Source organism: Nocardioides sp., from assembly GCF_029937575.1.
Lineage (GTDB): Bacteria > Actinomycetota > Actinomycetes > Propionibacteriales > Nocardioidaceae > Nocardioides.
Genome location: NZ_JAPYPS010000031.1, coordinates 26596 through 40710, shown reverse-complemented (window position 1 = coordinate 40710; position 14115 = coordinate 26596). Strand labels below are relative to the sequence as shown.

Here is a 14115-nt window from a genome sequence, read left to right as displayed (position 1 = left end):
CAAGTCGACCGGGAGAGGCTCGCAGTCAACGGATGCCGCAGGCACCGCGCAGCGGGCGCCGCAGGCGATCCTTGACGGCGAGACCCGGTCGACTACGCGCGCGGGCGCCACACCAACCCGAGGAACGGGGCAGCACCGAAGGGCGCGGACGCCACACCCACGAAGAACGCCGGTCAACGACGCGCGCGGGCGCCGCGGCCCCGAAGAAGCCTGCGTCAGTCGCCCAGCGCCGGGTAGTCGGTGTACCCCTCGGCCCCGCCGCCGTAGAACGTGTCCGGGTTCGGCTCGTTGAGGTCGGCGCCGGTGGCCCAGCGCTGCTCGAGGTCGGGGTTGGCCAGGTAGAGCCGGCCGACGGCCACGGCGTCCCCGAGGTCCTTGTCCAGGATCTCCTGGGCTGACTCCCGCGTCGTCACGGACCCGAAGCCGTCGTTGACGATCACGACACCACCGAACTCCTTGCGCAGCGCCTGGACCAGGTCCAGCCGCGGGTCGGCGAGGATCGACAGGTAGGCCAGGCCGAGGGGAGCGATCTCCTGGACCAGCCCGGTGTACGTCGCCTCGACGTCGGCCGGGTCGTCCTCCGTGGCGCCCTGGATGTTGTGCGCCGGCGAGATCCGGATGCCGACCTTGTCGGCGCCGACCGCGTCGACCACGGCACGGGTGACCTCGACGGCGAAGCGGGCGCGGTTGGCCGGGCTGCCGCCGTACTCGTCCTCGCGCTGGTTGCTGCCCGGGGCGAGGAACTGGTGGATGAGATAGCCGTTGGCGGCGTGGATCTCCACCCCGTCGAGGCCGGCCTCGATCGCGTTGCGTGCCGCGGTGACGTACTCCTGGACGGCGTCGGGGACTTCGTCGGTGCTCAGTGCGCGCGGGACCGGATGCGGCTGCGGCCCGGCCGCGGTGATCATCTCGTTGGGCGCCGCGATCGCGCTCGGGGCCACGATCTCCTGCCCGCCGGTGTTGTCGGGGTGGGAGATGCGACCGGCGTGCATCAGCTGGGCGACGATCAGGCCGTGCCTGGCGTGCACCGCGTCAGCGACGCGACGCCACCCCGCGATCTGCTCGGGGGAGTGGAAGCCGGGAGTGTTGAGGTAGCCCTGGCCGCGGGCGCTGGGCTGGGATCCTTCGGTGATGATCAGTCCGGCGCCGGCGCGCTGGGCGTAGTACTCGACCTGCAGGTCGCCGGGGACGGTGCCCTCGGCGCGGTTGCGGGTCAGCGGGGCCATCACCAGGCGGTTGGCGAGGGTCCAGGACTTCACGGTCAGAGGCTCGAAGAGGTCAGGCATGTAGGTCTCAACCTCGTCACGCAGGCGCCTCTTCCGCCTCCCGCGGTGAGGAGCCTCACCAGGCGCTGCGGCATGATGAGGGAATGCCCGACGTCCTGCCGCTCCACCTCGGAGCCCTCCACCCCGTCGAGCAGGCGCTCACCCTGCTGCTGGCCTTCGGGCCGTTCGTGGTGCTGGGGATCGTGATCGTGCTGCGGCGCCGCGCCGAGGACGCCCAGGACGCCCGGGACGAGGCCCGGGCGTCCGACGAGGTCCCCGATCAGCGCGACAGGTAGTCGCGCCCGACCTTGTTCTCGGCCTTGAGGGCCTTGAGCAGGAGGTCGGCGATCAAGCCCTCGAGCTTGCCGCCGACGAGCGGGATGTTGACCTTGACCGTCAGCGAGACGGTCTCGACGGTGCCGACGCCGGACTCGGCGATCGAGGCGGTGCCGGACATCTGACCCGGCTTGCCGGGGATGGTCACGGTGATGTCGCCGCGGGTCGGGCTGGTCCAGGTCTCCTCCTGGACGATGTTGGTCTCCTCGCCGACGATCTTCTTGGCGAAGGACGGCATGCCCTGGGTCGGCTGCCACTGGTCGATCTTCACCTTCTTGGTCTCGCCCTCGACGTCGATGGTGACGTCGTACTTGGTGAACCGCTGGTAGGCGCAGACCTCCTCGCGGAAGGCCGGGTCGGCCAGCATCGCGGTGACGGCCTCGACGGGAGCGTCGTAGGTGAGCTCGTGGGTGATGGTCTTGGACATGTCAGCGTTCTCCTGCGAGCCAGGCGGCACCGACGGTCTGCTCGACCTCGATGCCGGATTTGATGGTGTCGGCCATGAGGGCCTCGAGCTTGCCGCCGATCAGCGGCACCTTGACCTTGATCTCCAGCTCGACGATCTCGCTGGTGCCCGCGCCCGACTCGAGCAGGGCGATGGTGCCCTTGGCCGAGGTCGGCTTGCCCGGCGCCTCGATCTCGAGCGATCCGCCGTTGGCGTCGGCCCAGTGCTCGGTCAGCACGGCCCGGGTCGTGTCGCCGGCGATCTTCTTGGCGATCGCCGGCAGTCCGGAGGTGTTCTGCACCTGGTCGCTGAGCAGGTCGAAGCCCTCCCCGTTGGGCGTCAGCGTGATGTCGGCCGAGACGACCTCTTGCGCTGCGGCGACCTTCTCGCGGAAGGCGGGGTCGGCGAGCATCGCGAAGACCTCGTCGGGCGGGGAGTCGTAGGTGAGCTCGTGTCGGAACTTCATGACGCCATCATGCCGGTCGGGGACTCACCCGTACTCACAGGCGGTGAAGGACGGGCTGCCGCAGGCCGCGACCAGCGATATCGCGACAGCCAGGACCGACAGGGAGGCGCTGCGCCTCGCGGGTGCCGGCAACGGCGCGTTCATGCAGGTGCCCCGAGCGCGCTGCCCGAAGAATGCTCACCGAGGCACTCGGCGACGTCGCGCGCTGCCTGTCCGGGGTTGCCGGCGTCGTACTCGACGACGATGTGAGGCGGTGGAGGGTGGATGGGGTAGCCCGTGCGCGCGGGCCGCAGCGTGGTGCTGATCTCGCTGTCCGCCAGTCCGGCGACAGTCTCGTCGGGGACATCCGAGCCAGCACTGCGAGCGGACCGGACGATCGAGCGCAGCGTGGCGCTCCAGGCATAGCCGCCGTCGCCGAGCACTTCGAGCTGGACCGGAGTTCTGGTGGACAGGTCGGACTCGATACCCAGAGCCGTGGCGATGCCCGCGCCGAGCACCGAACCGACCAGGGCGAGGTCGGCGTCGTACCCGCGCACCCCACGGCGAGCCTCGAACAGCACGAGGAGAGACGGGTGGAAGGCGATGGGTCCCGTCGGAACTGCCGGGGCGCCCGGTTGCTGCAGGACCTGCAGCTCGTTGCCCTCGAAGGCGGCCCAGCACGCTTGCGTGGCCCGGGACGAGTTGAGGAACGTGACGTCGTCGATGGACACGGCCCTGAAGGTGTAGTCGCCGAAGGAATCGGTGAAGACCTCGGTCGTAGTCCTGTAGCCCGGCTGACGGAGGTCGAAGGTGCCCCGGATACGCACGTAGACGCCGGGAGCCTCGAACGACGTGCTGAAGGAGCCCTCGCCGGCGTCCTCCATGACCCGACGGGCGGTACGCAGCTCCGCGCCGCTCATCTGGTCTGTGGATCGGGCGGAGGGGGATCGCGGATCTGGGTCCTCTTCGGCAGCACCGGACGGGGGATTGCTCGCCTGCGCGAGCGGCACGGGCGCCTCGGCGGGACCTCCCTGTCCCGAGGCGCAGCCCGTCACTGCCAGGGCTGAGGCGAAACAGAGCCCCACCGCGCCGGCGAGTCGCTCACGCACGGTTGCACTGCTCGAAGGCACGTTGGTCGGCTGCGTCGTTGCCGGTCGGTCGCACGACCAGACGGTCCGGAGGACCTTGCACGGTCACTGAACCGCCGACGCCTGTGATCTCCGCGGCGATGGAGGACTCGGTATCGAAGAGCATCCCGATGGCGGGGTCGGGCTCCGCGCCGGACGCGACGACCGCGTCCAGGAGGGCGGACAGGTTGGTGGACCACGAGAGCGACCCGTCGCCGTTGTCGGTGAGGTCGATGGGGGCGAGGTTGTCGGCGTCCGGGTCGATCGCCAGGGCGGTCACGAAGCGGCTGCCGATCACGGACGCCGTCGTGTAGAGGTCGGAGGTGACCTGCCCGTCGGAGTCGACCGAGACGAAGGCCAGCGTCGCGAGCTCCGGAGGGATGCCAAGAGCGCCCTCGGTGGGGACGAGGAAGCCCGAGTCCGCGATCTGATCGCCGAGGTCGCCGTAGTTGAAGGCGGACCAGCAGCGGCTTGCCTTCGCGCCGGCCTCGGTGAACTTGAAGTAGAAGTCGTTGCCGACGATGACCGCGTCGACGGCGAAGGCCTCGTTGCCGATCTCGAAGTCGGCGCGCAACGTGTGCGCGAGCCGCTCGAGGTCGTACTGACCCGTGCGCTCGATCCTCCCGCCCGACAGCTGGGTCACGCTGCGGAAGCTGCCGGTCCTGGCCTCGACGAGAGAGGGGGCGAGACGTCGCGCCTCCGGCTTGGTCAGAGCGGCCGACCCGGTGCTCGGCTCTGCAGGTGTCGGAGTCGGGGCGGCGGTCTCGGAGGGGGACTCCGAGGAGACGTCCGCGTCGGAGGCGGCACCCGAGGGATCCGGGGCCGTGCAGGCTGCCAGCGAGAGGACGACGAGGGGGGTCGCGAAGCTCAGGGCCAGGCGGATTCGGTGCCGAGTCACGCCAGGAGGGTGCCACACCGCCCCGCGGCCCGAGGCGGTTTTTGCGCGATCGTCACCGGCGCCGCCGCGCGAGACTCCCGCGCCCCGGTCTGGTTGAGTGCCGCAATGGCCCAGAACCCCGAGTCCCCCGAGTCGTTCGTCTCCTTCGGTGAGCAGGGAGCCCAGCTGACCTACGGCAGCTACCTGCGCCTGCCCCAGCTGCTCGACTCCCAACACCTCGAGTCCGACCCGCCGGCCCACGACGAGCTGCTGTTCATCACGATCCACCAGGTCTACGAGCTGTGGTTCAAGCAGCTGCTGCACGAGGTCGTGGCCGCGCGTGACGCGATGCTGGGCGATCGCACCGGCGAGCGGCTCTGGTGGGCCCAGCACCTGCTCCAGCGGGTGCACGTCATCGAGCGCACCCTGGTGCAGCAGGTCGACGTCCTGGAGACGATGACGCCGCAGGACTTCCTCGAGTTCCGTCAGAGACTGGCTCCGGCGAGCGGCTTCCAGAGCGTGCAGTTCCGTGAGCTGGAGTTCGTCAGCGGCGCCAAGGACCCGGCGTACCTCGACCGGTTCCGCGGACTCACCGACGACGAGCAGGACCGGCTGCGACGCCGTCTCGACGAGCCGACTCTGTGGGACGCCTTCCTCGCCGTGCTGCGAGCCCACGACCTGCCCGCTGACGACGACGAGCAGGTCGCGACGTCGGTCCGGCGCACGGCGCACGACCGGTCGTCGTACGCCGCCGTCTGGGCACTGGCCGAGGCGCTGCTGCAGCACGACGAGCTGGCCGCGAGCTGGCGGGCGCGGCACGTGGTGATGGTCGAGCGGATGATCGGCGCCAAGTCGGGCACCGGAGGGTCGAGTGGATCGGCCTACCTGCGCGGCCGGTTGCCGTTGCAGTACTACCCGGTGCTGTGGGAGATCCGCAGCCGGTTGTGAGCGTGGGCGCTGGGTCCTACCGTGGACAGCGTGTCAACGACGACGCACGATTCCGACAAGTCCGAGCTCCTCTCCAAGGCCATCGACCTGGCGCGCCAGGGTCGGGGCAGCGGCGGCCTCCCGCGTGACGCGGTCGGCGACCTGCTGCGTGCCTACTACCGCCATGTCGCGCCGGAGGACCTCACCGAGCGCTCCGACGCAGACGTGTACGGCGCGTTGGCCTCCCACTACAAGGTGGCGCGGTCGCGGCCCCAGGGGACGGCGCAGGTGCGTCTGTCCACGCCGACGCTGAGCGAGCACGGCTGGTCGGCCGGAGGCCACTCCGTGGTCGAGGTCGTCGTCGACGACATGCCCTTCCTCGTCGACTCCCTGACCATGGAGCTCTCCCGGCAGCTGCGCGACGTCCACCTCGTCGTGCACCCCAACTTCGACGTCGTGCGTGACATCACGGGCGAGCTCCAGTCGGTGACCCCCGTCGCCGACGGCTCCCGAGAGCCCGCCGACGACGCGGTCCGGGAGTCGTGGATGCACGTCGAGATCGGGCGGATCGGCGACGACCTCGGCGAGGAGAGCATCGTCGAGGACGTGCAGCGCGTCCTGCGAGACGTGCGCGAGGCTGTCGAGGACTGGTCGAAGATGCACGAGCGCGTCGGCGAGATCGTGGCCGACATCCGGCAGGACCCACCCTCCCTGTCTGCCGACGAGTTGGCTCAGTCGGCCGACCTCCTGGAGTGGCTGGCCGACGGGCACTTCACCTTCCTGGGCTACCGCGAGTACGCCCTCGAGCGGGCCGACGTGGAGGGCGTCGAGGAGGACGTGCTGCGGGCGGTCCCCGGAAGCGGCCTGGGCATCCTGCGCGCCGACCGGCACGTCTCGGAGTCCTTTGGTCGCCTTCCCGACCCGGTCAAGGTCAAGGCGCGCGAGCGCACGCTGCTGGTGCTGGCCAAGGCCAACTCGCGGGCCACGGTCCACCGTCCGGCGTACCTCGACTACGTCGGGGTCAAGACGTTCGACGACGCCGGCGACGTGACCGGTGAGCGCCGCTTCCTCGGCCTCTTCTCCAGCGCCGCCTACACCGAGTCGCTCACCCGGATCCCGTTGGTGCGCGAGAAGGCCCAGGCCGTGCTCGCGCGCAGCGGGTTCGACCCGCAGAGCCACGCCGGCAAGGCCCTGCTCGACACGCTCGAGACCTATCCGCGCGACGACCTCTTCCACACGCCGGTCGAGGAGCTCGCGCCACTCGCCGAGGCGGCCATGCAGGCGCGCGAGCGGCGCGCCGTACGCATGTTCCTGCGGCTCGACACCTACGGCCGCTACGTCTCCGTGCTCGTCTACCTGCCGCGCGACCGCTACAACACCAGCGTGCGCGAGAGGTTCGTCGAGATCCTCACCGAGCGCCTCGCCGCCGACTCCGTGGAGTTCAACGTGCGGATCAACGAGTCGACGACTGCGCGGGTGCACTTCGTGGCGCACCTGCCGAAGGGCTCGACGATCACCTCGGTGGACGCGATCGACACCGTCGACCTCGAGCGCCGTCTCACCGATGCGTCCCGGTCGTGGCGCGACGACTTCACCTCCGCCGTCATCGCCGAGTACGGCGAGGAGGTCGGCGCGATCCTGGGCCGCCGCTACCTCGACTCGTTCCCGGAGGCCTACAAGGAGGACTTCTCCCCGCGCACCGCCTCGGTCGACCTCGGCCGGCTCGAGGGAATCATCGGCGAGGAGGGCCTGGACCACGCGCTCTACCAGGAGGTCGACGCAGGCCTCGGCGAGGCCCGGCTCAAGCTGTACCGGATCGGCGAGCCGCTGTCGCTCTCCCAGATCCTGCCGATGCTCAGCTCGATGGGCGTCGAGGTCGTCGACGAGCGTCCCTACACGCTGACGGGGCTGGGGCGTCCCTCCCACGTCTACGAGTTCGGCCTGCGCTACCCCGGTCGCCTCCCGGAAGAGGCGCGCGACCTGTTCCAGGACGCCGTACGTGCGGTGTGGGACGGATTCACCGAGATCGACGGCTTCAACTCCCTGGTGCTCGGAGCCCGGATCACGTGGCGCCAGGCGACGGTGCTGCGGGCCTACGCGAAGTACATGCGCCAGGGCGGCTCGCCCTTCGCCCTCGACTACATCGAGGAGGCGCTGGCCAGCAACGTCGACATCACCCGGATGCTGGTGGACCTCTTCGAGACCCGCTTCGACCCGGACATCTCGGGTGCGCGCGACGAGGAGGCGCTCGTCGAGCGGCTGTACGGCGCCCTCGACGACGTCGTGAGCCTCGACCACGACCGGATCCTGCGCTCCTACCTGACGCACGTCCGAGCCACCCTGCGCACCAACTACTTCCAGCGGGCCGACTCGAACGACTCCAGCGGTGCCCCTAAGAGCTACATCAGCTTCAAGCTCGAGCCGTCCGCCATCCCGGACCTGCCCGAGCCGCGACCGACGTACGAGATCTTCGTCTACTCGCCCCGCGTCGAGGGCGTGCACCTGCGCTTCGGTGCGGTCGCGCGCGGTGGCCTGCGCTGGTCGGACCGTCGCGACGACTTCCGCACCGAGGTGCTGGGCCTGGTCAAGGCACAGATGGTGAAGAACACCGTGATCGTGCCGGTGGGTGCCAAGGGCGGGTTCTTCGCCAAGAACCTGCCCGACCCGTCCGACCGCGACGCCTGGCAGGCGGAGGGCATCGCCTGCTACACGACGTTCATCTCCGGCCTCCTGGACGTCACCGACAACCTCGTCGAGGGCGAGACGGTCCCGCCGTCGCGCGTGGTGCGCCACGACGGCGACGACTCCTACCTGGTGGTGGCCGCGGACAAGGGCACCGCGACGTTCTCCGACATCGCCAACGGCGTCGCCCAGGACTACGGCTTCTGGCTCGGTGACGCGTTCGCCAGCGGTGGCTCGGTCGGCTACGACCACAAGGCGATGGGCATCACCGCCCGAGGCGCCTGGGTGTCGGTCCAGCGACACTTCCGCGAGATGGACGTCGACTGCCAGACCGAGGACTTCACCTGCGTCGGCGTGGGCGACATGTCCGGCGACGTCTTCGGCAACGGCATGCTGTGCTCCGAGCACACCCGGCTCGTGGCGGCCTTCGACCACCGCGACATCTTCATCGACCCGCGGCCGGACGCCGCGGCGTCGTACGCCGAGCGGCAGCGGCTGTTCGGGCTGCCGCGCTCGAGCTGGCAGGACTACGACACCTCGAAGATCTCCGAGGGCGGCGGTGTATTCTCCCGCTCGGCCAAGTCGATCCGACTCAACGACGCGATCCGCGGCGCCCTCGGGATCGACGCCGACGTCACGGCGATGACTCCGGTCGAGCTGATGCGAACGATCCTGCTCGCCCCGGTAGACCTGCTGTGGAACGGCGGGATCGGCACCTATGTCAAGGCCGCGGGGGAGACCCACGCCGACGCCGGCGACAAGGCGAACGACGCCATCCGGGTCAACGGCGGCGAGCTGCGGGTCCGCTGCATCGGGGAGGGAGGCAACCTCGGGCTGACCCAGCTGGGCCGGATCGAGTACGCCCGCACCGGCGGTCGGGTCAACACCGACTTCATCGACAACTCCGCCGGGGTCGACACCTCCGACCACGAGGTCAACATCAAGGTGCTGCTCGACCGGGTGGTGGCCTCCGGCGACCTGACCGGCAAGCAGCGCAACGCGGTGCTGGCGAAGATGACCGACGAGGTCGCTGCCCTGGTGCTGCGCGACAACTACGAGCAGAACGTCGCTCTCGGCAACGCCGCCTCCAACGCCGCGCCGCTGCTGCACGTGCACGAGTCGTGGATGAAGCGCTTGGAGTCCGACGGCATCATCAACCGCGAGCTCGAGGGGCTGCCGACGAGTCGTCAGGTGGCGCGACGGATCGACCGGCACGAGGGGCTGACCACGCCCGAGCTGTCGGTGCTGATGGCCTGGACCAAGATCGTGCTCGCCGCCGAGCTGCTCGACTCCGACCTGCCGGAGGACCCCTACTGCGACCTGGACCTGCGGGCGTACTTCCCGACGCCGATCCGCGACGGGTTCGACGACCGCATCGTCGAGCACCCGTTGCGTCGCGAGATCATCGTGACCCAGGTCGTCAACGACCTGGTCAACGGCGCGGGGATGACCTACTGGCCGCGGCTGGGACTGGAGACCGGGGCGTCGGCCGCTGAGCTGACCCGGGCGAACTTCGTGTCCCGGGAGATCTTCGGCTCCCTGCCCCTGCGTGACCAGATCAGTGCCCAGGACAACCGGATCCCGGCGGCCGTGCAGACGCACATGCGCGTCGAGATGCGCACCCTGGTGGAGCGCGGCTCGCGCTGGCTGGTCACCAACCGGCGCCCGCCCCTGGACTCGCAGGGCCTCGTCGACGCCTTCGCCGCTCCGGTGCAGGCGACGATGCAGGCGCTGCCGGACCTGATGAGCGGCGCCGAGCTGGCGGCGTACGAAGGTCGGTTGGAGCGTCTGGTCGACAACCACGTGCCCGTCGAGCTCGCCTCGCAGGTGGCGGTCCTCCCGACGGCGTACATGCTGCTCAACGTCATCGAGATCGCGCTGCGCGAGGACCTCGAGCCGGCCGACGTGGCGCGGGTTCACTTCACCCTCGCCGAGCGGCTCGGGCTGCCGACCCTGGTCCAGCGGATCCTGGCGCTGCCGCGCGACGACCGGTGGCAGACGATGGCGCGCGCCACCCTGCGCGACGACCTGCACGCCGTCCACGCCCAGCTCACCGCACAGGTGATCTCCCTCGGCGGACCCGACGAGGCCGAGGAGCCGGCCGCTGCTCGGATCTCCGCCTGGGAGGACGCGGACGCGGTCGTCGTGGCGCGCGCGGCCGACACCTTGCGTGAGATCTGCTCCGACGAGCACGCCGACCTGGCGCGGATGTCGGTGGCGCTGCGCGTGGTGCGGGGGTTGCTGTCCTGACCTGCGGCAACGTGGCCTGAGGTACCTTATTCATTCGCGGTTGTCGGTGCCGCGACCTAATCTCGTTGTTGATGGCAACAGATCTCGGACCCGATCCCGACTCCAACCCACCGGCAGGCGTGCACTCGCTCTGGCGGCTGCGTGGCTATCTCAAGCCGCACCGCGTGGCGCTGACGATCATGCTGCTCACCTCGCTCGCCGGGGTGGGCCTCACGATCGCGATCCCGCTGGTCACCAAGGCCATCATCGACGGCCCGATCACCAACCGGGACCTCGGCGCGGTGCTCCCGCTGGGCCTTCTGGCGCTGGGCCTCGGCGTGCTCGAGGCGGCGCTGATCTTCTGGCGCCGCTGGGTGCAGTCCAACGCCGTGCTCGGGGTCGAGACCGCCATGCGGCACGACCTCTACGAGCGCCTCCAGGAGCTGCCGATGGGCTTCCACAGCCGGTGGCAGTCGGGCCAGCTGCTCTCGCGTGCGACCACCGACCTCAGCGGCATCCGGCGCTTCTTCGGCTTCGGGATGCTGTTCCTGCTGATCAACATCGTGCAGGTCATCGTGGTCACGATCGTGCTGCTCAACATGTACTGGCCGCTGGGCCTCGTCGTCGGCGCCGCCGCCGTGCCGATCGTGGCGCTGTCGATGCGCTTCGAGAAGCGGTACGTCGTGATCTCGCGCCAGGTGCAGGACGAGCAGGGCGACCTCGCCACGCACGCCGAGGAGGGCGCCGTCGGGATCCGCGTCATCAAGTCCTTCGGTCGCGGCGAGCACGTCTCCCTGCAGTACGAGGAGGCCGCCGACAAGCTGCGCGACACCAGCATGGTGAAGGTCCGCCTGGCCGCGAAGTTCTGGACGTTCCTGGAGATCATCCCCAACCTGGCCGTCGCCGTGGTCCTGCTCCTGGGCTCGATCGGTGTGGGCCGCGGCTCCCTGACCCCCGGTGAGCTCGTCGCCTTCATCACCCTGCTGCTCTCGCTGGTGTGGCCGGTCTCGTCCCTCGGGGTCATCCTGGCCATGGCCCAGGAGGCGATGACCAGCGCCGCCCGCATCCTGGAGATCTTCGACACCGAGCCGTCGATCGTCGGCGGCACCGAGGTGATCGCCGAGCCGCGCGGCCACCTTCGTTTCGAGCACGTCGACTTCGCCTTCCCCGACGCTCCCGACGAGCTGGTCCTGCGCGACGTGTCCCTCGACCTCGCGCCGGGCGAGACCGTCGCCCTGGTCGGGGCCACCGGCTCCGGCAAGACCGTGCTCACCTCCCTGGTGCCGCGGCTCTACGACGTCACCGCCGGTCGCGTCACGCTCGACGGGGTCGACGTCCGCGAGCTCGACCTGCAGCACCTGCGCTCGCTGGTCGCGACGGCGTTCGAGGAGCCGACCCTCTTCTCGATGAGCGCCCGGGAGAACGTCACGCTCGGACGCTCGGACGCCAGCGACGCCGACATCGACGAGGCCCTCGACATCGCCCAGGCCGGCTTCGTGCGCGACCTGCCGTGGGGCCTGGACACCCGCATCGGCGAGCAGGGGATGGCCCTGTCCGGCGGGCAGCGGCAGCGCCTCGCGCTGGCCCGAGCAGTCTTGGCCCGACCCAAGGTCCTGGTCCTCGACGACACCCTGTCTGCTCTCGACGTCCACACCGAGAAGCTGGTCGAGGACGCCCTGCAGAGCGTGCTCGGCTCCACGACCGGGCTGGTCGTCGCCCACCGTGCCTCCACCGTCCTGCTGGCCGACCGGGTCGCCCTCCTGCAGGACGGCACCATCACCCACGTCGGCGACCACCGGGTCCTGCTCGCCGACGTGCCGGCCTACCGCGAGCTCCTCGCCGCTGACGCGGAGCTGTCCGAGCTGTCCGACCTGTCCGGGCTCGACGAGGCGGTGACGGCATGAGCACCGACACCCCGTCCCACGACCAGCCCGAGACCGACGAACGCCGTCAGCCCAGCTGGCGCGGCGTCGCCCAGGTCGACGACGACGAGGCGGCCGAGCGGGAGCGCTCGGTGCGCTTCTCCGGCGGCTCCGGGGCCCTGCTGCGTGAGCTGCTGGCGCCGTACCGCAAGGCGATCTGGTTGCTGATCGGCGTCGTGGTCGTCGAGAACGCCGCTCGCCTCTCGATCCCCTACCTCGTCAAGGAGGGCATCGACACCGGCATCCCGCCGATCCGCACCGACGACAACCTGACGCCGCTCACGATCGTGGTGTGCCTGGTCCTGGTGGCCGCGGTCACCCAGGCGATCTCGCGCAACTTCTTCCTGGTGCGCTCGGGCCTGCTCGGTCAGAACGTCCTCTACGAGGTGCGTCGTCGCGTCTTCCGGCACTTCCAGGTGCTGAGCCCGGCCTTCCACGACGACTACACGTCCGGGCGGGTGATCTCGCGCCAGACCTCCGACGTCGACGCGATCTACGAGATGCTCGAGACCGGCTTCGACGGGCTGATCACCGCCGCCCTGACCCTGGTCGGCACCGCCGGGATCCTGCTCTTCCTCGACCTCAAGCTCGGTCTGGTCGCGCTGGCGTGCGGGCCGTTCCTGTTCCTGCTGACCAACTGGTTCCGTCGAGCCTCGAGCGCCAGCTACCGGATCACTCGCGAGAAGGTCGCGCTGGTCATCGTCCACTTCGTCGAGTCGATGGGCGGCGTCCAGGCGGTGCAGGCCTTCCGCCGCGAGCCGCGCAACCAGGAGATCTTCGACGACGTCAACGACCAGTACCGCCGCGCCAACCTGCACGCCTTCCGGCTGGTCGCCTTCTTCATGCCCGGCATCAAGCTGATCGGCAACGTCACGATCGCCGTCGTGCTGCTGTACGGCGGCTACCTGGCCTACCACGGCGACGTGACCGTCGGGGTGCTGGCGGCCTTCCTGCTCTACCTGCGCCAGTTCTTCGAGCCGATGATGGAGATCTCGCAGTTCTACAACACCTTCCAGTCGGCCTCGGCAGCCCTCGACAAGCTCGCGGGCGTGCTCCGCGAGGAGCCCGGCGTCCCGGAGCCCGACGAGCCGCACCGCCTCCAGGAGACCCACGGCGAGGTCAGCTTCGACGCCGTGCGCTTCAGCTACACCGAGGGCCGCGACGTCATCCCCGGTCTCGACCTCACGGTGCCGGCCGGGCAGACCATCGCCCTGGTCGGCACGACCGGAGCAGGCAAGACCACCCTGGCCAAGCTCGCGACGCGCTTCTACGACCCGGTCGAGGGCACCGTGCGCCTCGACGGGGTGGACCTGCGACACCTCACGGCCGACGACCTGCGTGAGCGGGTGGTGATGGTGACCCAGGAGAACTACCTCTTCTCCGGCACCATCGCCGACAACATCCGCTTCGGACGGCCGGAGGCGTCGATGGCCGAGGTCGAGCAGGCCGCCACCGCGCTGGGAGCCCACGACTTCATCATGGCGCTGCCGGAGGGCTACCAGACCGACGTGGCCAACCGAGGTGGCCGGCTCAGCGCGGGTCAGCGACAGCTCGTCGCGTTCGCCCGGGCGTTCCTGGCCGACCCCGCCGTGCTGATCCTCGACGAGGCGACCTCCTCCCTCGACGTGCCGTCAGAGCGACTCGTGCAGCAGGCGCTGCAGACCGTCCTCGCCGGGCGCACGGCGGTGATCATCGCCCACCGGCTCTCCACCGTCGAGATCGCCGACCGGGTGCTCGTGATGGAGCACGGCCGGATCTTCGAGGACGGCTCGCCGGCCGAGCTCGTCGGCAGCGGCGAGGGACGCTTCGCCGACCTGCACGACGCGTGGCTCGAGTCCCTCGCCTGATCGGCTGACCGGC

The 14115-nt window shown here is 70.1% G+C and carries 10 protein-coding genes; 5 read left to right on the top strand and 5 right to left on the bottom strand.

Translation table 11 applies throughout. The features are described 5' to 3' along the window. Positions 1-215 precede the first annotated feature (215 nt). Positions 216-1286 (bottom strand): alkene reductase, encoded by a 1071-nt coding sequence (locus Q1K33_RS12150; RefSeq protein ID WP_300404290.1) that lies wholly within the window; start codon positions 1284-1286, stop codon positions 216-218. A gap of 83 nt (positions 1287-1369) precedes the next feature. Between Q1K33_RS12150 and Q1K33_RS12145 the strand changes: the two genes are divergently transcribed. Beyond that, positions 1370-1561, top strand: a complete 192-nt coding sequence (locus Q1K33_RS12145; RefSeq protein WP_300404287.1) for a hypothetical protein — start codon at positions 1370-1372, stop codon at positions 1559-1561. On the opposite strand, the gene Q1K33_RS12140 is transcribed toward Q1K33_RS12145, so the two are convergent. From Q1K33_RS12140 to Q1K33_RS12125, 4 genes are all read right to left on the bottom strand, one after another. After that, entirely contained in the window at positions 1546-2028 is a 483-nt protein-coding gene (locus Q1K33_RS12140) for a DUF2505 domain-containing protein (protein WP_300404285.1), read from the bottom strand. The two genes, Q1K33_RS12145 and Q1K33_RS12140, sit on opposite strands and share 16 nt — an antisense overlap. Position 2029: 1 nt before the next feature. Beyond that, complete coding sequence (locus Q1K33_RS12135) at positions 2030-2512, bottom strand: DUF2505 domain-containing protein (protein ID WP_300404283.1); 483 nt, start codon at positions 2510-2512, stop codon at positions 2030-2032. A 140-nt stretch (positions 2513-2652) separates the two neighbouring features. Then, positions 2653-3411, bottom strand: coding sequence for a hypothetical protein (locus tag Q1K33_RS12130; RefSeq protein WP_300404281.1), 759 nt, complete (start codon positions 3409-3411; stop codon positions 2653-2655). A 181-nt stretch (positions 3412-3592) separates the two neighbouring features. Then, on the bottom strand, positions 3593-4516 hold the full coding sequence (locus tag Q1K33_RS12125) for a hypothetical protein (RefSeq protein ID WP_300404277.1): 924 nt from the start codon (positions 4514-4516) through the stop codon (positions 3593-3595). Positions 4517-4621: 105 nt separating this feature from the next. Here Q1K33_RS12125 and Q1K33_RS12120 point away from each other — a divergent pair, with 105 nt between their 5' ends. From Q1K33_RS12120 to Q1K33_RS12105, 4 genes are all read left to right on the top strand, one after another. Next, positions 4622-5443, top strand: a complete 822-nt coding sequence (locus Q1K33_RS12120; protein WP_300404275.1) for a tryptophan 2,3-dioxygenase family protein — start codon at positions 4622-4624, stop codon at positions 5441-5443. 30 nt (positions 5444-5473) lie between these two features. Continuing rightward, the gene (locus tag Q1K33_RS12115) at positions 5474-10354 is read left to right on the top strand and encodes an NAD-glutamate dehydrogenase (protein ID WP_300404273.1); all 4881 of its coding nucleotides are present in this window, start codon (positions 5474-5476) and stop codon (positions 10352-10354) included. A 71-nt stretch (positions 10355-10425) separates the two neighbouring features. Beyond that, positions 10426-12237 carry an ABC transporter ATP-binding protein gene (locus Q1K33_RS12110; protein ID WP_300404270.1) on the top strand — a complete coding sequence of 604 codons (1812 nt, stop codon included), beginning with the start codon at positions 10426-10428 and terminating at the stop codon, positions 12235-12237. Then, entirely contained in the window at positions 12234-14102 is a 1869-nt protein-coding gene (locus Q1K33_RS12105) for an ABC transporter ATP-binding protein (protein WP_300404268.1), read from the top strand. Before Q1K33_RS12110 ends, Q1K33_RS12105 begins: the two co-directional genes overlap by 4 nt. The last annotated feature ends 13 nt before the right edge of the window (positions 14103-14115 follow it).